Here is a 23,784-nt window from a genome sequence, read left to right as displayed (position 1 = left end):
TTGGGTTCTGTTTTACTGGGCGTTCCCGCGCAAGCTCCGCCAAGCTGCGCAAGCGCGGTCGGGCTTTTCGCTTTTACTCCTCAGTCGCTCACGCGCCTTGCGGGGTAACCGCTACAATCCCTAACGCGGCTGCCAAGCGTATCAGAACCCGAAAAACATATCGTATGAATCTCATCTCACATAAATTTCTTCAATTCTTCGCGTCTTTACGTCTTCGCGAGAAAACCGATCCTTCATCAGTTGCGCACTCTGCTTCTCTGCATCTCCGTGTGAAGAAAATTTTCCCGTCAGTTCTGTCCTTAGCGTCTTTGCGTCTTTGCGTGCAATCGATCTTTCCGTCAGGTTTTAACTCATTTTCCCTGCGTCTCTGTGTGCTATTCCTTTTCGCGTTCATCTCAGTAACGCAAGCCCAGCAGCGCCCCGTTTTCTACAACCACACCAAAAAGGCGTGGGTCGATTCGGTTTTCAATAGCCTTTCGCCAGATGAGCGGTTGGGCCAATTGTTCATGGTGGCGGCCTATTCCAATAAGGATTCAGCACACGTGGCCGAACTCGAAGCACTCATTCGCGAGCAGCACATTGGTGGGTTGATCTTTTTTCAGGGAGGACCTGTCAGACAGGCTGTGATGCAGAATTACTTACAGGAAGCATCAAAGGTGCCGCTGATGATTGCGATGGATGCGGAATGGGGTATTGGTATGCGCTTGGATTCCACTATTGATTACCCGCGGCAGATGGCTTTCGGGGCTATTCAGGATGATAAGTTGCTGTACGATTTCGGGGTGGAGACTGCGCGGCAGATGAAGCGCATGGGCATGCATATCAACTTCGCACCTGTGGTGGATGTGAACAGCAACGCAGAGAACCCCGTGATAGGAACCCGAAGCTTTGGCGAGAACAAGTTCCGCGTGGCGGAGAAAGGCATTGCGGTGATGAAAGGCATGCAGGACAACGGCATCATGGCCTGTGCCAAGCACTTCCCCGGGCATGGCGACACGGATTCCGATTCGCACCTCACGCTGCCTATCATCAAGCACAGTTACGAGCGCATCGATTCCCTTGAACTCTATCCGTTCAAGCAAGCCATCAAGGCTGGCATTGGCAGCATGATGGTGGCGCATCTCTACATTCCCGAACTGGACGACACCAAGAACCTTGCATCCACGCTGAGCCCGAAAATTGTAAACGGACTGCTGAAGGATTCGCTGGGTTTCGAGGGGCTCATCTTTACCGATGCGCTCAACATGAAGGGCGTGAGCAAGTATTTCGGTCCGGGGGAAGTGGAGCTGAAAGCCTTTTTGGCGGGCAATGATGTGATGGAGTTTGCCGAAGACGTTCCGAAGGCCATGGAACTCATCCGCCAAGCGGTGAACGAAGGAATTGTATCTCAAGATGACATTGACGCGCGTTGCCGCAAGGTGCTGGAGGCCAAAGCATGGTTCGGGCTCGATAAGTACAAGCCTGTTGAATTGAAAAACCTGACAGCCGACCTGAACAACAGTCAGGCCCGCGCGGTACACAACCGCTTGGCCGCTGCTGCCATCACGCTGCTCACCAACAAGAACGCGGTTCCCATCAAAAAACTGGCAGATAAGCGAATTGCCTCGCTTGTCATTGGCGATAAGGAGAACAACACGTTTCAGCAGACGCTTTCGAAGTATGCGCCCGTTGACAACTTCGCGCTAAGTGATAATGCCACGCAGCAGGAGCGTTTCGACCTTCTGAATCAGGTGAAATCGTACGGAACGGTGATACTGAGCATTCACGGGCTGAACAACAGACGCAACAAGAACTACGGCATCACGCAGGAAATGCTGGACGTGATCGGGGAATTGAGCTACAGCACCGAACTTATCATCAACATCTTCGGAAACCCATATTCGCTTGCCCGCATGACAGGTGCAGAATTCGCCAATGCGCTGCTGTTCTCATTTGACGAATCGGAAACCTCGCAGCAGATGGCAGCGGAGGCCATTTTCGGAGGCATCGGTATTTCTGGAAAGTTGCCCGTTACCGTCAGTCGCCAGTTCGGTTATGGTGCTGGAGTAAAAACGGAGAAGATACGCCTTGGGTACGGAGAACCCGCGCAGGTAGGCATGGATGAGAATGTGCTGAAGGAGGTGGACGAGATAACCCTCGATGCCATTGCCAAGAAGGCCACGCCCGGGGCGCAACTGCTCATTGCAAAGGATGGAGTGGTGGTGTATCAGAAGAATTTCGGGCATCATACCTATGCGGCCGAGCGCGAGGTGCGATGGAATGACGTGTACGACCTTGCATCCATCACCAAAATTGGCGCATCGCTGGTTTCGTTCATGAAACTGGTAGATGAGGGCAAGGTGAAGGTGGACGACAAGGTTTCGGACCATCTGTCCGAACTGAAGGGCACCAATAAGAAGGACATCACCTTCCGCGATATGCTGGCGCACTATGCGCAATTGCAGGCATGGATTCCGTTCTACACCAAAACGCTGAAGGATGGCGGCCCTGATTCGGCCTATTACAGCAGCACGCAATCGGAGGAATTCCCATGGCATGTGGCGCAGGACCTGTACATGCGCAAGGATTATCCCGATACCATGTACCGCATCATCAACGAGTCGAATTTGCTGAGCCGCAAGCAGTACAAGTACAGCGACCTCGGGTATTACTATATGAAGAAGGTGATCGAGAAGGAAACGGGCGAGCCGCTTCAGGATTACACCGCAGAGCAATTCTACACGCCTTTGGGATTGACCACCATGGGCTTTCTGCCGCGTAAGCGAATTGAATTGAACCGAATTGTACCCACCGAATACGATATGGCTTTTCGCAAGCAATTGGTGCAAGGCGATGTTCACGACCCTGGTGCAGCCATGCTGGGCGGTGTGGGCGGCCACGCAGGGCTGTTCTCCGATGCGAATGATCTGGCGGTGATGATGCAGATGTTTTTGAACGGAGGTGAATACGGTGGGCAGCGGTACATTTCTGCCGAAACCCTCAAGGAGTTCACCAAATGTCAGTTCTGTAAGAACGGCAACCGCAGAGGCATCGGGTTTGATAAACCTGAACCAGATGGCAACGGTGGCCCCACGTGCGAGTGCGTTTCCATGCTCAGCTTCGGACACACGGGCTTTACGGGCACCATGGCGTGGGCCGACCCTGACAAGAAGATCGTGTACATCTTCCTCTCCAACCGCGTTTACCCCGATGCAGAGAATACCAAACTGCTGAAAATGGATGTGAGGACTAAGATCCAGCAGGTGATTTATGATTCGGTAGTGAATTGATGAAAGTTGCTTGGTATTATGAAATGCATCTTACGTATTGGAGTACTTACCTTGGTAGGCGTTGTCCTATGCCTGTTTATATTCATTGAGTTTCTGCTTAGCGACTTAAATCCCGATTATGATGAAAAGGAGGTTCGTCAATTACAGTCTGGTGTAATGAATGCAGAGGAGTTGCCATCAGCGTTTTTGGAGGTTTACGCTCAAGTATCACCGATAGTGACCACAAAAGGTATCCTTTATGATTGGGCACTGAAGAATTACGATAACCAATGTCCTTGCTTGAACGTGGTGGGAATCAATCATCATCTCTACTATAAGAACTATTGGTTGTTCGGAAACAGGTACATAATGAGTTTGAAACTGGAAAGAATGGTCAGTCAGGAGGAGTGTCTTAGCTTTCTAGTACATCATTACGACTTCCTTTATGGAAATACTGACATATATGGTGCTGCCCGATTCTATTTTGACAAGGACTTTAATGACCTTGACAGAAAAGAGTTTGCAACTCTGGCCATAATGCTTCGGAATTCTTCGTTGTACAACCCGAAAAAGCGACCAGAACTTATTGAGGAGCGTTTGAAAGAATTGGGAATAGACTGACTTTGGAGCGATAAGGCAGACCGACAAAAAGCGTCAGACCATTTTTTGCCATTCCGAGGAACGAGGAATCTCAAAGTGTCCATCTTGGGAATTTAGGAAATACTTGCAGTTACGTCCTTCGGCCGTGAACTCCCTTCGGTCGGTTCCTTCGTCAGCATGACAAAGAATGCGGCTCGCCTGAAAACCTGTTTCCTGAAACCTTCTAACTACTGCTCAACCCCAAGCTGATAGTGGTACTTCTCCACATCAGCGGCAGGGATCCAATCCTCATACTTCACGTTATCGTCCAATATCACAGGGTTTCCGAGATAATCCAACCGTTTGGCGGGCCAGATGCAGGTTTTCCAGAGGTAGGGCAGAAGTTGCTTTTGGTTGAGGTTGGGATGCAGGTGCGGTACAATTTCCTTCTCGTGGTAGGCGGGCAACAGGCTCCAATGCATGTACGGATTATTGTGATGGGCCGTGTGGAAACCATTATTGAAGGCAATGAAGTTCAAGAACTTGCCCGTAAAGTTGCGCGAGTGGTTGTACGGATGGTTCTCATCGCAACCATCGTGCTGCCAGTAGTTGGTGCCCACAATGCCCCAAGCAGCATACAAGTGCGGAATCCAAATGAGGAGCAGTGCATACTCCCAATTGTAGATGGTGATGGCGATCTTGAAACCGATGACCAGCACCATTTCCACTACATATTGCGCAAACCATTTGGGACGCTCCTTCATCATGCGTCTCGCAAACTCATTCTCATCCTTCATAATACCGGGCGCATTCTGAAAGAAGATCATGAACTGATTGAGGAAATTCCACTCGTAGCGCATCTGCGTGCTGCGAATGCGGTCCATGGCCTTTTGTGTGTGCTGATGATGACTGAAATTATGCCCCGAAACGTAGGCACTTACCGAATGTCCGTACGTGAAGGAAAGCACCACCTGAAAGACCTTGTTCATCCATCGGCTTTTGAAAATGGGATGATGGATGGTATTGTGAACGATGACCGCACACATGAACGAAAGCACGCACAGCAGCGCCATGATGGGCAGCCGCAGGTACCATTCCTCCGGAAAGTACATCCAACCCAGAACAAGAACCGTAAAGTAGAGCGCTACCACAGTTATGGTCCGGATGTCGGCTTTGTATTCGAGCATGGCGCGAAGGTAGTGATTCGTGTACAGCCAATGCTTGACAGGTCAGTTGGAATGCTGACGCGTATCACCGCTATTTGCCCCAACAGTCTTAACTATGTGGTCTTAAATTGAAGCATGCGTGCTGCGGCCATTATCTTTCTTCAGTTACTACTGGTCAGGACAGCAGTAGTGGCAATTCCCGTTCATGAGAGCGATAGTACGCGCTACACAGGGTTTGTCGTTGCGTTGGCTTGGCCGAAGGCGTGGGCCAAGGAAGCTGGCGATGGCTACGACCACCTCATGCGCGGACTGGGTTTCAACGATGGCGGTTTCTATCGCGTTGGCCACGCGGCCCTTATTCTTGTGAATGCAGCCGATAGTTCGTGCCATTATTTCGACTTCGGGCGTTACCACACGCCTGTCGGTTTCGGGCGGGTACGGGATGCGGAAACGGACCATGAACTCACCATCGCCACCAAAGCCGTTTTTGATGGGAAGCACCTCACTAACTTGGATGCGATCCTCTGCGAAGTGCAGTACAATGGAAGTACACACGCTTCGGGCCCCATGTATGCCAGTTACGTCCGCATCGATTACGAAAAGGCATTTGATTCAGCCAAAGCGTTGCAGGAAAAGGGGGCAATTCCATACGGACCATTCGAGAAAGGAGGTTTGAACTGTTCAAGGTTCGTGCGGCAGATCATTCTGGCAGGAGAACCCAATTGGGCGCATGCGCTTCGCTTGGAAGTGGTGCCAATGATCACGCCCACCACGCTCTATCCGGTCTCTGCGCTTTATCATTGGACCAAGGTTCCAGGCTGTTTGGACAAAGAGGCCGAGGAACGCAAGGAACGGCTCAGCGCCTTGCCCGACTCGCTGTTCAAAAGCGTCATTCCCGAACCTGACCGTCCTTTGCACATTCCCATTGAGGCGCAATGGCTTGCCGGAGAAAGTTCCGGTTCCTGGTTTCACCTGCAAAAGCAGGAGAATGGTTTCCTGTTGGTGCGCTATGCGCAGAATGGGCAACAGGAATGCATGTTGGAGATGCAGCAGACCGATGGAATGCCATGGGATGGTTCGCCTTCCTTTGTCATCGCATATCCAAGCCATTGTGCAGAGGTCAACCTGACCATTGACGGGGAGAAGGTAAGATTGCGGTCGCTTTCACCTCAACAGAAATGACAGTTGTCAGCAGTTGCCATCGCATTGATCCTACATGTAATTTTGCACTATGGAAACGACCACGAAAGCCGCCAACTTCCGCAATTACGATGAGGGCGAACTGATTCCCCGCGTGCGGGAGAACTATAAGAAGATGCGCACCAACCAAACGGTGGAATATGTGCAGCGCATGCGCAAGAAGTACCTCACGTTCAACAGACCGATGCACGTGTGGGAAGCCATGGAGAAGCTGAATGTGTTCGTTGATCTGAGCGATCCCGACATGAACCTTCCCAATCTTCATCATCTTATCCAGACAGCCGAAGGCATGCGCGCAGATGGCCGCCCCGATTGGATGCAGTTAGTGGGTCTGATCCACGACCTTGGCAAATGCATGTTCCTATGGGGAGAGGATGAGGATGGCGCCAGCATGAACGAACAATGGGGATTGGTGGGCGACATCTTTCTCGTAGGCTGCAAATTCCCGCAAACATTGGTCTATCCAGAGTTCAACGACCTGAACCCCGATATGCACGACCCGCGCTACAATACCGACCTGGGCATGTACACCAAAGGCTATGGATTGGACAACGCCCTAAAAGCATGGGGACATGACGAATACCTCTTCCAAGTGCTTTCCAACCACAAGGAGAACAAGATACCGAAGGAAGGGATGATCATGGTGCGTTACCATAGTTTCTATCCTTGGCACACGGGCGGTTCGTACATGGACATCATGGCCGAGGAGGAGAAGCCTTACTTGGACTGGGTTCGCGATTTCAACCAATACGACCTTTACACCAAGCGCCCACAGACCTACACTTTGGATGAAGTGAAGGAATACTACCTACCCATTATCGAGAAGTATCTGGGCAAAGGGCCTGTTTACTGGTAGAATACACCTGTTCTGAGGAATTTCATAAAACCGTTACTTGAAAATGTAACGGAAACTGGTTTTTAGGGTATAGTTTTGTCAAGCACGCCCCATTCAACCCATGAGAGTTCTTTCGGCCATCCTTGTGTTTGTTGCGCTTTCCACGTCAGCAAAAACCGAATTGGATTCGCTCAAAGGTGTGTGGGATGACCGATCGTTTCCCGACACGGTCAGAATTGAAGCCTACTCCAACTACATCAGAAAAGGGTTTCTCCATGCAAACCCCGACAGTGCCTTCAAGTTGTGTCTGGTCATGGAAGAATTTGCCCGAAAAATAGATCGCCCCGATTGGATCGCGGAAGCAGATTACATGAAGGGGACCACTTTTTTTTACAAGGGTGATTTTACAGCGGCTCTGCCACTGTTTAAAGAAGCATTGAAGCTGTGGGAAAAGGATGGGGATATTATGAAGGTTGGAACTGCCAACAACGGCCTGGCCGTGATCCATTCGCAATTGGGAAATCATGACCAGGCCATTTCCTACTACATGAAAGCCCTGAAAATCAGGGAGGCAGAAGGAGATTCACTCGGTGTTTCAAGCATCCTGAACAACATAGGGCTTCTATACAAGGAACAGGAGCAATATGATAGGTCTGTTGAACTTTTCAATAGGGCTCTCAAGTTGGCAGAGAACCTTGGTAATGATACCCGACTTGGCACCACCTTGGAGAATCTCGGAATTCTGTATTCAGTAAAGGGAGAATTGGATTCTGCAACATCCTATTTCAAACAGGCTCTGATCTATAAGTACAAGATGAATGATGTACGAAGTATCGCATCATCGCTGCTGAACATAGGAGGCAACTATGTGAAATTGGGTGAGATCGATTCGGCTGAGGCCTATCTGAACAAAAGCCTTCAGATCTCGCGCGAGAGAGGGCTGAAGGTGTCGGAGCTAAGTGCCCTGGGAAATTTGGGTGAACTGTACAAGACCCGTGGCGAGACCAGCAAGGCCATCGATTATGTTGAACAGGCACATGCCATTGCCACAGGGTTAGGCGCATTGGACAAGCAGCGTTCAACCTCAAAGATGTTATCTGAACTGTACAAAGGTGCTGGTAGATATGAGGATGCCCTGAAAATGTACGAGCTGTACGTCACGACACGCGACAGCTTACTCAGCGAACAGAACCAGCGGGAAATACTCCGTCAGGAATACAAGTACGAATACGAGAAAGAAGCCCTCACAGATAGCTTGGAGTTTGCCAAGAAAGAGGCTGTGATGGTGGAGCATTCAGAAAAGCAGCGGTTGGGACTGGTAGCTGCAGGAGGCGGGCTAGTGTTGTTGATAGCTTTGGCATTTGCCATTTACCGTGGCAAAAAACGGAGTGATGAACTGCTCCTGAACATTCTTCCAGAGGAAACCGCGCAGGAACTGAAGGAAAAAGGTCACTCAGATGCCCAACTCATTGAACATGTAACGGTTCTCTTTACCGACTTCAAGGGCTTTACTGCACTAAGTGAAAAGGTAACGCCAAAGGAGTTGGTGAAAGACCTGCACGAGTGTTTCTCCGCCTTCGACAACATCTGTGGTAAGTACGGCATCGAGAAGATAAAGACCATTGGCGATGCCTACATGGCCGCTGGCGGGCTTCCATCGCCCAATACCACCCATGCACAGGATGTGGTAAAAGCTGCGCTTGAAATGAGGGAATTCGTTGAAAAGGGAAAACGGGATAAGGTAGCGAAAGGACTTCCATTCTTCGAAATCCGTATTGGCGTACACACAGGCCCCGTGGTGGCAGGTATTGTGGGCGTCAAGAAGTTCCAGTACGACATTTGGGGCGATACGGTGAATACTGCTAGCCGCATGGAATCATCGGGCGAAGCCGGAAAAGTGAACATCTCGCAGACCACGTATGAGTTGGTGAAAGACCAATTTACCTGCGAATACCGTGGCGAGGTAGAGGCCAAAGGCAAAGGCAAGCTGAAGATGTACTTCGTGGAGAAGCTCTAACTGTCTGTTTGGCCCTTCTTCTCACGTTTCTTGAACCGAACCCGATAACTCAAACCCAGACCCACATACCAATCTTTCTGTTCGGGATGGGGAGAAACCAGCCATTTGCCAATGCCCGCCTGAACATCCAATTGTAGGTCTTTGGTTGCCAGAAACGAAAGTCCGCCATTAAGTCGTGGATACCAGTAATCCGTTTTCTTATCCGATCGCCCCCAGTAATACAGGCTCCCATATAGCGCATAATATTGCCCAAAATGTTCCAGATACATGGTCAACTTCGGTGAAATGGACACGCTTAGGTTAAGCGTGTACTGAAGCGTTGGCGAGTTCACCCAGGTCATTCCAATATTGGAGGAGAGTTTCACCCGTTCCTCCAATTGTTCCTCAATAAGAACAAGGAATTTGGGAATGATGGAGTTCTGATACATAGGTGTTCCACGCTGGGGAAACGTCACCTCTGCCAGCATACCTATCGAGGGAATGTGACCATTGGCCTTTAGCATGTTTCCTCGTAGCCGGAAGCCGTAGCCCAGATTTTGAGAAGCGCCCGTTGTGCCATTGGTTCGTTGCGGTCCCAATCGCTGGTAACCGAGCAGAAAATCAACTTCCAAGCGTTCTACCACACCAACGCGGATCACCCCTTCGGCATAGGCACCGTTCTGACCAGAACCCCATGAGGAATTGTTGGTTGTCTGTAGGAAATCGCTTCCTACTTGAAATTGCAACACACGTGCCCCCACTGTTGTTGCCGCATTGGTCATGCAAGGGCGGTCACTGGCAATGGTTTCAGCGTATTGGGCATAGCAGTGGATGGAAATAGATACGTTTAGAAGTATTAAACGTAACAAATATGTAAAATGCTTTATTATAATAATGTAATTAATATTTTTTATAATGATTAAGTATGTATTAGATACTTTAGTGGTGTTGTTTTTAACATTTGACTTCAATCAGCTTAAAATAAACCTAATAATCGTTCTCTTCCTGCCCTTGATACCGGTAGTTCCTTACCGTCTGTGGTTATCAGCGTTCCACCATCAGCTTTTGAGAATACCTTGATCTTGTCTGTATTGACCAGATGAGACCGATGTATCTTGAGAAACTGATTGCCTTCGAGCATTTCAGCGAATTCACCCAAGTTCTTTGAAGAGGTATGCACTTTCCCGTCATCGCAGTATATCTCAGTATACTTGCCTTGGGCCTCCAATCGCACAATTTCTATTACGTTCAGTGGCAAAACATCTTTATGTGAATGCACTCAAATGCGCTTCGGTGTGTGTTCTTCTGTACGGATCTGTCTGACCAGCTCCTCCAAACGTTCAGGAGTGGAAGATGATCGTAAACGCTCGACAACACCATTAACGCATTCGATCAGATCGGTGATAGAGATAGGTTTTAGAACGTAACCAATGGCATGCGAACGGATGGCCCGCAAAGCGTAATGTTCGTAGGCTGTAACGAATACCACCTCATAGTTGTACTTGGGCAGGCTCGGAAGCAGGTCGAAGGTGGTGTTGTATTTGGAGGATGCCTGCGCGATCTCGATATCGAAGAACAGGACCTGAGGTCGCAGCTTTGAAATGATCTCATGTGCCTGCTCTCCGGAAGATGCAACTCCAACGATGTCTATCTCTGGGCAGTATTCGGTGAGGAACTTGTTCAGCGAATTCCGTCCTTTCTCCTCGTCATCCAAAATAATTGCGGTGTACATGCGCTTATCGGTTTATCTCCAACTTCAGTTTCAACTCAACACGGGTTCCGATCGGGCCGTTGTCATCTTCGAGGTCAATATAATGCATTTCTATGTGGTCGTTTGACCCGCTGTTGATGATCTGTATCCTTTCTTCAATGATGCTTGCCGCCTTGCTAACGTGATCTTTACGCCTTGTGGTATTTATCTCAGCGGATCTTTTTCTGCCAACGCCATTGTCTTCAATGGAAACGAGCAGGCCATCATCTTCCTCCAGTTTGAATAATATGCTGAGTTTTCCTTCTCCTTCCTTGTATCGTAGCCCATGCAGAATGGCATTTTCCACAATTGGTTGCAGTATCATGGTAGGAATGCGGTAGTGGTCCGTATCGAGGTCATCATCCACCAGAAATTCGAATTCAAATTTCTTATCCAGCCGCATCCGTTCCAGCTCCATGTAGTAGGAGAGGAGTTTGATCTCTTTGCTCAGCGTGATGAATTTATCATCGGACGATTCGAGAAACAGCCGCATGAGTTTGGAGAAATCGGTCATGTACCTGTTGGCCTCCATAACGTTGTTGCTTACGAATGCATCTTGAATACTGTTGAGGACGTTGAACACAAAATGCGGGTTCATCTGCGACTGTAGGGCGTTGAGTTTGAGTTCCGCGATCCGGTTGTTCATCTCAGTCCGTTCCTGTTCCCGCTTTCGCAACTGCCGGAATCGAATCATGAAGAATCCGGTAATGGAAGCGATGCCACTTAGAAAAGCCAATGCAAAGAACCAAGTGGTTTCCCACCAATGCTGCTTGACGGTTATCTTCAGGTTGATGTTTTCGGTTGATGGAATTCCGTTGATGTCCTTTGCGCGCAGTTCAAACCGATAATCCCCTGCCGGAAGGAAGGGATAGTTCACGCGTGTCTCATCCGTTGTCTGCCATTCATCATCAATTCCCTCCAGTTTATATTCATAGGTGATCTGTCCATCACTCTTTGGCGAGATGTAGACATAATCCAGCTCCAAGGCATTATTGTCGGGCTCAAGTATGAAGACGCTGTCAAGGACAAGTTCTCTTCCACGCGACCTTGCGTTGGTCAGAATGACGTTATGGCCTTTTGAAGCATCGGATAGCTTCCGTCTGTCAATCACGTTCAACCCTTTGGCCGTACCGACATACAGAAAGGTACTGTCAGTATAAATGGCCGTGACATCGTTGGTCAGCAGTCCGTTGGCCATCGTAAGTTTGCCATGGTAAGCATATTGGTCGGTTGTTCGGTTGTATCTAAGCTTAAACAATCCCTCATTGGTTGCTGCAAACGCAACACTATCTGAATCGAACCATATATCCCTGACAAACATATTTCTTAAAACCAGTACATCTTTCAGTAGGTAGTTTTCATCGAAATACTGTATCCCTCTTCCTTGTTGATAAATCCAGGTTCTTCCGTATCGGTCACCACGAAAACATGTTGCCTGGGTTTTGCACACAAGTGTCGAATCTGCACCTTTCTTTTTCAGGTAAACACCAAGATATGAGGATGTCAACTCGTTTCCATTGGAATCTTCAAATGTGCTTACGGCCATCGACCTTTTCTTCAATTTCAAACTCTTATTCCTCAGATCCAAATACCAAATTCCCCAGAAGTCGGTTAGAATCACATTTCCATCTCCATCAACGGTCATGTTTTTCAAATTCTCGAATTCACTGAATACAACTGGTTTGTAAATGCCCTTGTTAAGTTCATCAAGGTCCACCAATTGAACTTCATAATGACCGATCATAAGAACCATCAAGTTCCCTATTATTTCCACTTGTCGAACCGTCCAATAGGAGTCTCTTTTTCCTTTTGGGTGAACCATATAGGTGGTGACCTTGGTGTTGGTCAATTTGACAATCGCTCCGCGCTGAAAACCGGCCCAAACATTTTGTCGCTCATCTTCTCCAATAAAAGTGACACCGCCCTGATCAGAATCAGTTGGTTCATAGCTTCTGGTGGCCAAAGCATCTTGACTTATATAGTAGAGACCTTGACCAACGGTAGAGATCCAGAGTCCTTTCTCATTATCCTCATAGACCGTGTTGATCTGAAGTTTTGATAGAAAATCATATTCAACCAGGCGGTTGAATCTATGGTCGGTCACAAAGCTCTTGGAAGAATTGATGAACGCATACTTATTTTTCAGTTTGGTGACCCTATTGCTTTTCGCTTCAAAACCCAGAGGATCCGGTAACGGTCCAAGGTCGATCGCCTTACCTTTTATAAGTCCTCTGACCCTTCCATTTCTGACGATAAATAGTGAATCCGGAGAATGTGGTACAAAGGAGATATTGAAGTCGCAGTATCCGAATTCTCGATCTTCGGGTGGAGGTTGACCGCTAAGAACTCCCGGCTCAAAATGGGTGTATACGCTGAAAAGTGTATCAGGGTAGGAGTAAACTTTATCGAAGAGTCCTTCTTCATTGGCCCTCCAAACAGTAACCGGGTATTTGGTGATAAAGTAGAACTCGTTCGAATCTCCTTCAATAATTTCTGGATATGAATGATTCATTTGCTTGCGAGGAGCAATAAAATAGCTATAGTTATCGAAGGTATGGCATGAGTCTTCGTTGAAGCGGTGCAGCCTGGAGCCAGCTAAGAGCCAATAATTTCCAAAGTTGTCTTGATGTAGGGTTTGGAAAGCGGTCTTCGGCCCAGTATGAACGCATGACAGGCTTCTCACTTTGAAGGAGTCATGTTCAAGATAAGTCAGATCGGTTCCTTTCGAAAGTCCCCATATACGCCCCTTGCTATCCTCATACGTCCACCAGATGTCCTTGCTGAAAGGGCCATCGAAAGGGATGAACCGATAGCCATCATATTTCACCACTCCATGGTCGGTGGCTATCCAATAAAAGCCCTTGCTATCCTGTTTCACCTCATACACATGATTGCTTGGCAGTCCGTCATCAATGGTGAATTGCCGCAGAGCTTGATTTTGTGCCGAACCTACTGTTGCAAAAAGTAAAAGGAATAGAAATGAAAGCGATCTCATTTGTGCAGTAGTTTCCAAGGATAGTGAAAAAACCAAGGTTCGGCACAATGATGGCCAATTGTCTGTTCATTCTCTTAGCAGTCTGTTTATTACGTCAAAACCGCCATCCATTAACTCGGGCAGATTTGTTGATGCCGCTTGATTTAGATTCGTGGCATACCAAACAGCCGCTAAATGAATCTGAGCCAGACCACCGACAGTACCGACCTGTTTCTGAGGGAATGTTATTCTGAAACAAGGGGCTGGGCCTGTAGCGATGACTTCCGCATCGGTCGGTTTCTCATCGATTGCAGGTTCGAGCATTTGGATGGAAGAGTGAAATTGATTCAAAGGGTGCATGCACCTTTGGTAGATAGAATGGGTTTGAAAGAGGCCAGGAACATCCTGGCCTCCTATCTACTTCTTCATCCGCAAGATGATGTGGAGTTGATTCTTGTCTATCGTGAACTGCTCATTCCTCCGTCCGATCTTCCTGCAGGCGTCATGGTTATCTCTCTTACTGAAGAACAAGAGCAAGTGCCTGGGTATGGTCTGGTTTCCTTGCCAAACTGAATTCATTCATCATGTCATAACTCCATGCTAATTCTGCACAATCAACATAACATGAAGGTCTATTAACGGATCTCTTCCAAAAGCTCCTTCAACCGCATCATCGCGGCCTGGTTCTTTTTCGTGTAGGCCGATTTGCGGATAATGTCCTTTTCCTTCGTGGTCAGGTGCCAGCTCAGGGAAATGTCCTCCAGTTCAGGGCGGGTCAACTCCAGGTCAATGACCTCAAGGTCAGAATGCAACCAGTTGTGGGCATAGACGGTCAGATCATCGTTGATGTAATCCTGCATCACAAACAGGTTATCGTAGATGTGTCCCAGCGGATTGGTGATCATACTGAACAAAGAACGTGGCGGATTGCCATGGATCGGCTCGATCTTCGGACTGTCGCGTATCTGAAGAATGACCACACCGCTGGTGTTCTTCTCCACCCATTTACGAATGGCGTACAAATGCTTCAGCGCAATGGAAACACCGTACGTATCGCGGAAGCCTGCGTCCATCACTTCAATAGCGGGTTTACTTGGCAATGTGACCTGAGGTGAGATGTATGGGAATGTGGCGTTCATGCGCAGCACACTTGTGAACCACGTGTTGTCTGCATCCTGGTCTTTGAACAGTCTTCTGAATTCAACGGCAGATTGTAACGCCTGCCCGTTCAAAATGCTTGGATGATTGAATGTGAGGTGAGCAATGGGTTGCGAACTGATGTACAGCGAACGACCATCGTTGATGATGCTCGGAGAAAAGAACATCATCGGAATCAGCGCATCACGCTCTGGCGCGGCATAATCTCCCAATCGCTTATCAACGATTCCCAATGTGTTGTCGTTGAACTGTTTCTCCAGCGCATAACCTCGGTCCTTGGAATAGATGTACGTGCCATCACGGAATTTCTCAAAATGGATGAACCAGTCGTTCAGCGCCAACGAGGTGGCTATCGGGTTCAGAATGTCGAACCCGATGCGGTCCACATATTCGGGATCGTTCAGGTCAATGCTGTCATTTCCCAAAGAGCGCAGATACAGTTCGCGTCTGTACGCCAATCCGAACATGCCGCCCGAAGCACCGCACATCACCTGTGTGTGCTTCATCAACTTGCCATCGGTGAGGCTGTCTGCCACCTGCATGGCCTTGTAGCTCCAAAGTGCCGATCGGGCACCCCCGCCCGTTACGCAGACGATCACCATTTTAGGCTTTTCCCACCTGCGGTCGATGTTCTTGAGTTTCCACTTGTTCAGGATCTCATAATGAAAACTCAGATCCTTCTCGTAAGTCGCGAAGTTCTGTTGTGCGTTTTCCAGCGAATCGAGCTGATAGACCGCCTTCGGGCCATCGTAATCCATTCCGTAAGCACGGTTCTCATAGAGGAGAATGTCATTCTGAACAAGGAAATGCACCGTGATGACCATGGCGATCAGGAACACGGTAGACCATCCTCTGGTGGCAGAATGGATCGCGCTGGAGATCATCAACATCATGGTGCACACCAGAAAAATGACGGCACCCGCAGGAAGCGTCAGTTCAGGAATTTCGCGGTACGCACCCAGAATGATGAATGAGACTATGACCGCTATCTCAAAAACGGCCGCTATCATGTGGTTCTGCTGAAATACCTTCTGCACCATTTTAGGGTCGTAGTGGTCCGAGTCGCGCGTCAATCCAATCTTGAACCAGTTGATCATGTAAGTGACCACCTTCCATTCGTAGTCGTTCTCGCGCGGAGCGTTTACCGTGCGCCATTGCAGGTTCTTCTGGAGCAGCACCTGTATGGGTTTGTTGCCCTTGCGGGATTTCTTGATGTCGTCCGGGTTGATGCCGAAAACCTTGAAGATGTTGCGGCTCAATGCCAAAAAGTAGGTGTGGCCGGGAATCATGAAGAGCAGCACACCCGAAATGAAACCGGCCAGGTCCCAAAGCAGCACATTGGTCACTTCCAGGTCGTTGCCCAATCGGAAAAGCTCATTCTGATACTGGAAATTCAGAATATGATAGAGGTACAACGCCAGAAAGATCCCTGGAATGATGGAATTGTTGAGCGAGTACTTGAAGAACGGTTTGCTTACCGTGGCCAGAAACGGAAACCGAAACGCATTCTGAATGTAGCTTGAGATATGGAATGCCATCAGAAAACCACCGAACGAGAAGCCGAGGATCATGAACGACCAGAAATCCACACGGCCCATGTATTCAGGGTCCCAGAACAGATAAGGCACTCCATAACCTTGGCCCACAGCCCCAGAGGCAAACGCCCCAAGGGCCAACCAGAAGAAAATGAGAACGTGGTTCTTTTTGAGGTGAAGTACCAATAGCCGCAGCGGAAAGAAATACAGCGTCCGCTGAACGAACGAACTGTTCCATACTTTCTTCAAAAAGGCCATTGGTCCTTTGGGTTGGGGCAAAGCCTTGGCAAAAGGCATGCCTGTGCCTTAGAACGCACTTTTTGCGCGGATGTTACCATGAATGTGAACGGATCTAAATTCTCAGGTTCCGGCCAAACGCTAACCAATGCTTGTGACGGTAGGGTAGAGACGCGATGCATCGCGTCTCTACATGTTCTGTGCTGTCCATGCGTGGGTCAGTCCGAGTGTCCGCCACAAGCGGACGTATCGAGGACCGTGGGGAGGCCCAACCGCGCACTCCAATTGACCCATGTCCCAAACCTCGTAGGTCTTTTGCAGGACAGCAGTTGCTAACGCATTATCTTTAGCGGTACCCGTTGGGCACTATTTAAAATGAAAATCAGAATCAACATATTGTTTCTCGTGTTGTCCATTCAATTATGGTCAATCACAGTCTGAGGACAATGTGTATTGAAAAATTGGACAGATTCAAACCTAGTTGAACACTTAGAGTTTGGACCTGACAATTGGCAAGAAGCATACTACAGCTATTTCTTGACCGATTCCTGTGACAGATTAATCAAAGCCGACTCAGTTCTTATATCGTACTTTTCGCATCCTGAGAACGAAACAAATTACGGCATGCCATGCTGTTATGTGTTAGCACGAGAATATGCTGAGAATGAGCTGAATATCCTCATCGACTCACTTTACAAGAACCTTGGAAAAGTTGATGATCTTAATCTCAAAAAAAGTCAAGCTTCATGGCAAGAGTTTTACGACAACGAAAAGGAATTTGTATATCACGCTTTTGTCGGCTATGCTAACTACTCGAAATACGGACAAGGTAGGGAAATCATGATTCATGACGCTGCAAAGCTTTACGGATTGATAAAGAATCGAATACTTGACGTCATGTATTACATTGAAATTTCAGACTACTACGAAGAAACTAATGATGATTAAAAAAACGGTGCGCAACAAAGTCTAACAAAACATGACCTTCAGGACACGTTTGTTAGCCAAACCGTTGGGATTAATTGAAAAATAACGCATGAAGCACTCTATCAGCATACTATTTCTCATCATTCCCCTATTCGGAATGTCTCAAGTGGACAGAATTTTAAAAGAGTATAAGTTCAGTTCAACTTATTTAAAACATAAACTTGAAGCTTATCAAGTTCACAAAGAATTGATAAGTGGAAAGGTTGGACCGACTCTTGAAATGTATCTGGTCGACACTTTGAACGCGGATAGTTCTAACCTGCAGTATATCAACGAAGCTTTAGCCTCTGAACAGTTTAAGCAACATTCTGCACGAATTGATACACACGTGACGTTTGGCGGCACAACACCGGTCAATTTCACAACAATGGTTGCATTTCGGGACATTTTTTACCTGGGGAACGATATGTTCAGGCGATTTATGGTCAACGTTTCAATTCATTGGGACGAAAAGTTTCAAGTTACCCGAAGAGAGGTGCATTTCATTCCTCGTGACGTCAAGTCTCGCGAAAGTTGGACAAGAGGTGATTGGTGGTCCCTATTGCCGCAACGGTTTAGTTGGCAATAAAAACTACCTACAAAATCTATGATCAAAATAGGGCTTGGCAACATGCACGCAAGCCTCAGTTGTTTCTACCAAGTTCGGTCTTGGGCGAAAGGTCGGAGGAGTTAAAGCCCTATTTTCATAGCAGTTAACGTTGGCGGTAATTTTTGCAGCCATCTGAAAACGCGGCTCGAAGTTGAAAACTAAGCAACCTCTAAACGTGAAACGAAAATGATATCTTCTTAACCCTAATTCAATGACACGAATTTTCATAGTCAATCCCGATGCGAGATTCTCGCTATTATTGATTTTGGTGCTTGTGAATTCATTGACGGGTCTGGCTCAGACAATAGAAACTTATGCTGGGCTCGGAATAGCAGGATATGATGGTGATGGGGGATATGCTGTTTCAGCTTCGTTCAATCGAGTTGGCGGAGTTGCCTTTGGTCCATTTGGTGATTTGTACGTCTGTGATGGAAACAGCGTTATCCGTAAAATTGATGGGAATGGAATAATAAGTACCGTTGTGGGGGTTGGGTACTCAGGGTTTTCAGGAGATGACGGACCCGCAAATGAGGCTGAAATTTCCACTCCACATTACCTTGCATTTGATTCAAATGGGAATCTTTTCTTTTCCGATTATGAGAACAATCGAATAAGGAAAGTTGATTCTAACGGTATTATCACTACTGTTGCTGGCAATGGACAGACCGGTGTTAGCGGTGACGGTGGCTTCGCGAGTGCAGCCAGTGTTGGAAAACCCGATGGCGTTGCTTTGGACGAATCGGGAAATATTTATGTCACACAAGGGAACGATAACCGCGTTCGAAAGATAAATCAGTCTGGTATCATAACGACAATAGCAGGCATTGAGCAGTTTGGATATAATGGGGACAGCATACCAGCTACAACCGCCACATTACACTTCCCAAATGATGTTACCGCTGATTCATACGGTAATATATACATCACAGAAACATTTGGCTCGCGAATTCGGAAAATTGATACACTAGGGCTTATTTATACGGTCGCAGGAAGTGGAGTGCAAGGATACAATGGGGAAAATATTTTGGCAGAGAATTCCCAGATTAACCACCCCCTTGGCATTCTTTGGCACAACGACCAGCTTTTTTTTACCGAAGGTTACAATCACCGAGTTCGAAAAGTGTCTGAGTCTGGGTTGCTCTCAACCGTGGCCGGAAACGGAGTTGGAGGGTTTAGCGGTGATGGACAATCTCCACTGAATGCTCAACTGAATTATCCATATGCGGTTGCAGTCAGTGAGATGGGCAACCTTTTCATTTCGGATAACGCAAATTATAGGGTGAGAACCGTCAACTATTATCCAGATGGTCTTACCACCAGCATTAGCACTAAGGACTTAATCAATCTCTACCCCAACCCTACTTCGGACAGGATTCAAATTGACTTAGGTACTATCAATGAGGCGATAACCATAAATGTGTACAACGTTTTGGGAGAGTTGGTTCAAACGGAATCACGGAATGCCGCTGGACTTATCGAATATATCATGCCGAATCCCAAAGGCGTTTATTTGATTCAACTGCTTTACACGGACGGAAAAGTCGCTAATCTAAAAGTGGTGAAAGAATAAAAAACTACCGCCAACATCTGCTATCAAAATAGGGCGTGACGACAGGTACGCAAGCCTAAGTGGTTTCTACCAAGTTCGGTCTTGGGCGAAAGGTCGGAGGAGTTAAAGCCCTATTTTCATAGTAGTACCCGTTGGCGGTTATGCTGAAAATGAACTGTCTGAAACACTTACTTCTTATAATCTGCGGTTGCTTGTTTCTACATGACACCGTTGGACAAAATAGCGTGGAAATGGTGAAGTATTCCTTCTACGATAACATGAAGTTGGAACCCAACTACAGGTCAATAACTGTGACAATTGAATTCAAGTCCGACAGTTGCCAAGTCCATGTAGAAACGGACAGGTCAAGTATGGATGATCTAATGACGGCAACAGCCGAATTATTCCGAGCCTATGAGACAGCATTGACCAAGGAAGATTCAGTAAAAGCTAAGGTTGCCTACAAGCAAAACGAAAACAGGTTTGACACTATCTTTTCAATACCCGAATCAGAATTTGGGGTAATAGAAAATCTTCTTTTGCAACTGGACCACGACCATTTGAAAGTGGAATTGGCGGAATCAGGTCTTTACGGCACAAGTGGTAATCTCCAAGTAAAAATTGGTGACGACTACATTTACTATGACATTTGGTCGCCTGACTACGAGACGCGGGAAAGGGGGTTGGAAGGCCTTTTCAGGGCAATCAATCAAATTTTGGTTACAGGTTTGATCAATCCGAGTGACGTTTGGAATTAAATGAAAAGCACCAACCGCCAACACCCGCTAACCCAAATGCTTGTGATAGTTTTGTCAGAAGGTTGTTAATTTGGTACTGCTTTTAGGTACATTGAAAATGAAAATACTACCTCTTTATCTGTTGGGTGTCATATTCTTTCTTGCATCTTGCAAAAAGAACGAAAACATCGATATTCCGGAACAAGATCCATACTACTTGGAAAAATGGACCGGTGACTACGATGGCATATCGCATCACTTCAAAAGAGCCCATAACGGAGATTCGATTCAGACCTGGTCTCAAACTAAACATGTCACAGTGAATGTGCTAAAAAGTAGTGTTGACTCTTCGTTGAACGTATTCGTTTCATACAATGACACTTTAACATCATCGTATTTTGATCTGAAACTGCCTGTTTCAGGTGCCTATTCTTCTCAATCGGGCAGTGGTAGTGGATACCGTGAACTTTCTCTCCAATTCGGATCCGACTCAATTGATTATTATCTCTATGAAGCGTGTGGGGTTTGGTGTGAAACCACTGTGCAGTTTGCGCTCCAGAAGAACTGATTGCAAACATCTTTTCGTACCAAATAATTCGAATGCAACCCTTTTAGTTGTTGTGTTGGGGTTAATTTGAAAACGGAATTATAAAGTAAACGGTACAAAAGCGTTGAGTTCCTTCCTTCGTCAGGAAAACAAGAACAAAGTTTGGCTGCTTTTCCGAACGCAGTGAGGAATCTCAGATCGAACCCATCAACTTTATAATTCCGTTTGAAAATGACTAAAGTCCAATTATCCGCTGATGCGCGCTTGCATCGGCAAGGGCGCGTTTACCTTCGGTGAGACCGCTATGCTAAGTTGTGACGCGTTCGTTCGTAATATCAGTATCGTACCAGCAGGTGACATAAGTGGAAGCAGATACTAAACCCCACCATCCCGCGTTAGGTCACTACATGGTTTATTAGAGTTGCCCCGGTCGTTGGCTACCTGCGGTCGGGGTTTCTTTTGGACCAAAGTCCGATCATACCTTCAAGCTTCTCAAAACCTTGATGGTCTTCTCCAGCTGGAGGCTTGTTGCTAAAGCCCCTCAAACGGGTCTTCTTCAGAGAACGATTCCATGTTGGGCGCGGCCTTCAGGTCGGTGAGTTTCAGTTTGAAGAAGGCCAGTTGGTGCAGTGCAGCCGTTTTGGCACCTGTGCTCAGCGTTTGCCAGTTGTCCCAACTTACGCCAATGCCCTTAATGGGAATGATGGAGACCCACATGCGGGCGCGTATCGGCAATCCGTTATCGTCCGTTATCCAGAGGTACGAATCTCCAGGCGTGTTGCCGCCCGTGGTGTAGGTGATGAGCAGCGCATCGCTGCCCTCTTCGGTCTTCACGTAAGCGCGTTCGGTGCCATTGTCATAAAGTTTCTCAAAAGGGTTGAGCCAGAATGAATCGTTGGCCCACGAATTCCACGCCTTTTGGATGAGTTCGCTCAGTTCTTGCCCTTCCACAGGTATACCATCCTTCCAGGCCTTGCCCTGCATGGTGGTGTGGTTGAAGATGACGATGTACTTGCCCCATTCTACACGCGAAAGTTTTCGTTGGCGGTCCCAGATGTGCTTGTTCTTGCCAGCAAATGTCCACCCGATAACGCCCGTCTGCTGCCAGGCATCATATCCTGTGGCATGCATGATCTTCTTGGCCAAGGAATCGGCCCGCGGGCCCGTGTCTTTTTCGGTAATGGCCTTGTCAACCCCTGCACATCCTATCAGGAGCGCACTTGGCAGAAGCATTATTAATAGAACACCACGTATTTGTTTCATGCAACCAAGCTACGGAGAGTTGATTGAAGGGAACGTTAAAAAACTCACAATTCAGAATTTCTTCCAATTCGGTTTTCAATCTTGCACGTGCTAACAAATGGCGGGTACATGGGATTGTCGGTACGGGGCGTAGGAATAAGAGCGGGATGGATGGTGGTTCTCCTTGTCCTGATCGGGGTGATGACCCACGCGCAGAACACGCTGCAATACTACGTGGATGCGGCACAGGCCAACAGCCCTGTCATCAACGATAATCTCAATCAGGCGGATGCCAGCAAGTACGAATCGGAACGGTTGAGGGCGCTGTACTTGCGTCCGCAGGTGGGCATCAGCGCCAGCTACATGTTTGCGCCCATCATTTCCAAGGACAACGGCAAGGTCAGTTTTCAGCCCAATGCGGAGGTGGCCGACCGCTATTTCGGCTACGATCTGGCGGCCAGTAACGGTGGCACTTATCAGGCATTGCTGAACCTGACGCAACCGCTTTTCAACAGAAAGACCTTCGAAACGGCCAACGAGCAGTTGTATGCCGCTGCCGAGATTAACAGGAACAACGCCAAGCTCTCGGCCCACGACATCGAAAAGGCGGTGACCGACCAATACATCCTCTGCACGCAGGATAGGATGCAACTGGACTATGTGCGGTCCATGCACAGTTTGCTGAAGGAGCAGCGCGAAGTGTTGGAAAAACTGGTGGAGCATGGCATCTATCTCCGTTCCGACCTCACCCAACTGCAGATAGAAACACAGAACATGGCCGCGCAACAGGCGGGTTTCATGGCCAATTACCGCAGGGATCTGCTCGACCTGAACATCATGTGTGGCATCAACGATACGGCCATTGTGGACATTTTGCCCCCCGACCTTGAAGTGACGCAGCAGGCCACCGAAAGCAATTCGTTCTTTCTGGAGAAGTACCGACTGGACAGCATGAATCTGATGGCGCAGCAGCACAGTTTTGAGTTGAAGTACCGACCACAGGTGAGCTTCTTTGCCAACACGGGTCTTAATGCGGTGTATGCGCCAACCATGGCCAATCGCTTTGGGCTGAGTGCGGGGATCACGTTCAACTACAACTTCTTTGATGGTGGACAGAAGAAACTGAACCGCAATAAGATCGGTGTGAACCTGAGTTCCATTGAAGGGTACAAGAAGAACTTCATCGATCAGAACACGGTGCGCAAGACCAAGATCCTGAACGAGATGCGTTCGTACGATCAGCGCATGGTCATTCTGGAGCAGCAGTTGGAGGATTATCGCACCCTGCTGGATTCATACAGAATGCAGCTCGTGTCGGGGCAGCTTTCTGTTATCAATTACATCACCACGGTGAAGAACATGGCGGCCGTGCAGCGCGATCATGCCCTGCTTTTCACACAGCGGCAACTGCTCATCAACGCCTATAACTACTGGAACTGGTAACCAATGTCCGAA

General features: G+C 47.9%; 19 protein-coding genes. 12 read left to right on the top strand and 7 right to left on the bottom strand.

Annotation, left to right across the window (positions count from 1 at the left end; all coding sequences use genetic code 11):
- The first annotated feature begins 164 nt into the window (after positions 1-164).
- Complete coding sequence (locus GC178_15240) at positions 165-3,269, top strand: serine hydrolase (GenBank protein ID MBI1288921.1); 3,105 nt, start codon at positions 165-167, stop codon at positions 3,267-3,269.
- Between the two features lie 18 nt (positions 3,270-3,287).
- Positions 3,288-3,869: a hypothetical protein gene (locus GC178_15235; GenBank protein MBI1288920.1), complete on the top strand. Its 582-nt coding sequence runs from the start codon at positions 3,288-3,290 to the stop codon at positions 3,867-3,869.
- A 206-nt stretch (positions 3,870-4,075) separates the two neighbouring features.
- Here the strand turns inward: GC178_15235 and GC178_15230 are convergent, their stop codons facing one another.
- A complete protein-coding gene (locus GC178_15230; GenBank protein MBI1288919.1) occupies positions 4,076-5,014 on the bottom strand; it encodes a fatty acid desaturase in 939 nt (312 codons plus the stop codon).
- A 114-nt stretch (positions 5,015-5,128) separates the two neighbouring features.
- Between GC178_15230 and GC178_15225 the strand changes: the two genes are divergently transcribed.
- The 3 genes from GC178_15225 to GC178_15215 all read left to right on the top strand — a co-directional run bounded on the left by GC178_15225 (position 5,129) and on the right by GC178_15215 (position 9,045).
- The gene (locus GC178_15225; GenBank protein MBI1288918.1) at positions 5,129-6,175 is read left to right on the top strand and encodes a hypothetical protein; all 1,047 of its coding nucleotides are present in this window, start codon (positions 5,129-5,131) and stop codon (positions 6,173-6,175) included.
- Positions 6,176-6,224: 49 nt separating this feature from the next.
- Complete coding sequence (locus GC178_15220) at positions 6,225-7,049, top strand: Myo-inositol oxygenase (protein MBI1288917.1); 825 nt, start codon at positions 6,225-6,227, stop codon at positions 7,047-7,049.
- Between the two features lie 100 nt (positions 7,050-7,149).
- Positions 7,150-9,045, top strand: coding sequence for a tetratricopeptide repeat protein (locus tag GC178_15215; protein ID MBI1288916.1), 1,896 nt, complete (start codon positions 7,150-7,152; stop codon positions 9,043-9,045).
- Here GC178_15215 and GC178_15210 read toward each other — a convergent pair.
- The 4 genes from GC178_15210 to GC178_15195 form a co-directional block, all read right to left on the bottom strand.
- A complete protein-coding gene (locus tag GC178_15210; protein ID MBI1288915.1) occupies positions 9,042-9,806 on the bottom strand; it encodes a hypothetical protein in 765 nt (254 codons plus the stop codon). The two genes, GC178_15215 and GC178_15210, sit on opposite strands and share 4 nt — an antisense overlap.
- Positions 9,807-10,000: 194 nt before the next feature.
- A complete protein-coding gene (locus GC178_15205; protein ID MBI1288914.1) occupies positions 10,001-10,303 on the bottom strand; it encodes a hypothetical protein in 303 nt (100 codons plus the stop codon).
- A complete protein-coding gene (locus GC178_15200; GenBank protein ID MBI1288913.1) occupies positions 10,304-10,756 on the bottom strand; it encodes a response regulator in 453 nt (150 codons plus the stop codon).
- 4 nt (positions 10,757-10,760) lie between these two features.
- Positions 10,761-13,769, bottom strand: a complete 3,009-nt coding sequence (locus GC178_15195) for a hypothetical protein (protein MBI1288912.1) — start codon at positions 13,767-13,769, stop codon at positions 10,761-10,763.
- A 174-nt stretch (positions 13,770-13,943) separates the two neighbouring features.
- Between GC178_15195 and GC178_15190 the strand changes: the two genes are divergently transcribed.
- Complete coding sequence (locus tag GC178_15190) at positions 13,944-14,321, top strand: hypothetical protein (GenBank protein MBI1288911.1); 378 nt, start codon at positions 13,944-13,946, stop codon at positions 14,319-14,321.
- A gap of 62 nt (positions 14,322-14,383) precedes the next feature.
- Here GC178_15190 and GC178_15185 read toward each other — a convergent pair whose 3' ends face one another.
- A complete protein-coding gene (locus GC178_15185; protein MBI1288910.1) occupies positions 14,384-16,699 on the bottom strand; it encodes a hypothetical protein in 2,316 nt (771 codons plus the stop codon).
- Positions 16,700-17,131: 432 nt separating this feature from the next.
- Here GC178_15185 and GC178_15180 point away from each other — a divergent pair, with 432 nt between their 5' ends.
- From GC178_15180 to GC178_15160, 5 genes are all read left to right on the top strand, one after another.
- Complete coding sequence (locus GC178_15180) at positions 17,132-17,626, top strand: hypothetical protein (protein MBI1288909.1); 495 nt, start codon at positions 17,132-17,134, stop codon at positions 17,624-17,626.
- A gap of 88 nt (positions 17,627-17,714) precedes the next feature.
- Complete coding sequence (locus tag GC178_15175; protein ID MBI1288908.1) at positions 17,715-18,233, top strand: hypothetical protein; 519 nt, start codon at positions 17,715-17,717, stop codon at positions 18,231-18,233.
- 232 nt (positions 18,234-18,465) lie between these two features.
- Positions 18,466-19,824, top strand: a complete 1,359-nt coding sequence (locus tag GC178_15170; protein MBI1288907.1) for a T9SS type A sorting domain-containing protein — start codon at positions 18,466-18,468, stop codon at positions 19,822-19,824.
- A 350-nt stretch (positions 19,825-20,174) separates the two neighbouring features.
- Entirely contained in the window at positions 20,175-20,561 is a 387-nt protein-coding gene (locus tag GC178_15165; protein MBI1288906.1) for a hypothetical protein, read from the top strand.
- A gap of 97 nt (positions 20,562-20,658) precedes the next feature.
- The gene (locus GC178_15160; protein MBI1288905.1) at positions 20,659-21,108 is read left to right on the top strand and encodes a hypothetical protein; all 450 of its coding nucleotides are present in this window, start codon (positions 20,659-20,661) and stop codon (positions 21,106-21,108) included.
- 510 nt (positions 21,109-21,618) lie between these two features.
- Here GC178_15160 and GC178_15155 read toward each other — a convergent pair.
- Entirely contained in the window at positions 21,619-22,350 is a 732-nt protein-coding gene (locus tag GC178_15155; GenBank protein ID MBI1288904.1) for a hypothetical protein, read from the bottom strand.
- 108 nt (positions 22,351-22,458) lie between these two features.
- On the opposite strand from GC178_15155, the gene GC178_15150 reads away from it, so the two are divergent.
- Positions 22,459-23,772 (top strand): hypothetical protein, encoded by a 1,314-nt coding sequence (locus tag GC178_15150; protein ID MBI1288903.1) that lies wholly within the window; start codon positions 22,459-22,461, stop codon positions 23,770-23,772.
- Positions 23,773-23,784: the final 12 nt, after the last annotated feature.

This window comes from Flavobacteriales bacterium, assembly GCA_016124845.1.
Lineage (GTDB): Bacteria > Bacteroidota > Bacteroidia > UBA10329 > UBA10329 > UBA10329.
The sequence above is the reverse complement of the archived record's forward strand: the minus strand, read 5'-3'. Positions and strand labels throughout refer to the sequence as shown.

Excerpts from the sequence above, each read along its gene's own strand:
- GC178_15240 (MBI1288921.1), top strand. The coding sequence starts at position 165 with ATGAATCTCATCTCACATAAATTTCTTCAATTCTTCGCGTCTTTACGT.
- GC178_15235 (MBI1288920.1), top strand. The coding sequence starts at position 3,288 with ATGAAATGCATCTTACGTATTGGAGTACTTACCTTGGTAGGCGTTGTC.
- GC178_15230 (MBI1288919.1), bottom strand. The coding sequence starts at position 5,014 with ATGCTCGAATACAAAGCCGACATCCGGACCATAACTGTGGTAGCGCTC.
- GC178_15225 (MBI1288918.1), top strand. The coding sequence starts at position 5,129 with ATGCGTGCTGCGGCCATTATCTTTCTTCAGTTACTACTGGTCAGGACA.
- GC178_15220 (MBI1288917.1), top strand. The coding sequence starts at position 6,225 with ATGGAAACGACCACGAAAGCCGCCAACTTCCGCAATTACGATGAGGGC.
- GC178_15215 (MBI1288916.1), top strand. The coding sequence starts at position 7,150 with ATGAGAGTTCTTTCGGCCATCCTTGTGTTTGTTGCGCTTTCCACGTCA.
- GC178_15210 (MBI1288915.1), bottom strand. The coding sequence starts at position 9,806 with ATGACCAATGCGGCAACAACAGTGGGGGCACGTGTGTTGCAATTTCAA.
- GC178_15200 (MBI1288913.1), bottom strand. The coding sequence starts at position 10,756 with ATGTACACCGCAATTATTTTGGATGACGAGGAGAAAGGACGGAATTCG.
- GC178_15195 (MBI1288912.1), bottom strand. The coding sequence starts at position 13,769 with ATGAGATCGCTTTCATTTCTATTCCTTTTACTTTTTGCAACAGTAGGT.
- GC178_15190 (MBI1288911.1), top strand. The coding sequence starts at position 13,944 with ATGAATCTGAGCCAGACCACCGACAGTACCGACCTGTTTCTGAGGGAA.
- GC178_15185 (MBI1288910.1), bottom strand. The coding sequence starts at position 16,699 with ATGGCCTTTTTGAAGAAAGTATGGAACAGTTCGTTCGTTCAGCGGACG.
- GC178_15175 (MBI1288908.1), top strand. The coding sequence starts at position 17,715 with ATGAAGCACTCTATCAGCATACTATTTCTCATCATTCCCCTATTCGGA.
- GC178_15170 (MBI1288907.1), top strand. The coding sequence starts at position 18,466 with ATGACACGAATTTTCATAGTCAATCCCGATGCGAGATTCTCGCTATTA.
- GC178_15165 (MBI1288906.1), top strand. The coding sequence starts at position 20,175 with ATGGATGATCTAATGACGGCAACAGCCGAATTATTCCGAGCCTATGAG.
- GC178_15160 (MBI1288905.1), top strand. The coding sequence starts at position 20,659 with ATGAAAATACTACCTCTTTATCTGTTGGGTGTCATATTCTTTCTTGCA.
- GC178_15155 (MBI1288904.1), bottom strand. The coding sequence starts at position 22,350 with ATGAAACAAATACGTGGTGTTCTATTAATAATGCTTCTGCCAAGTGCG.
- GC178_15150 (MBI1288903.1), top strand. The coding sequence starts at position 22,459 with ATGGGATTGTCGGTACGGGGCGTAGGAATAAGAGCGGGATGGATGGTG.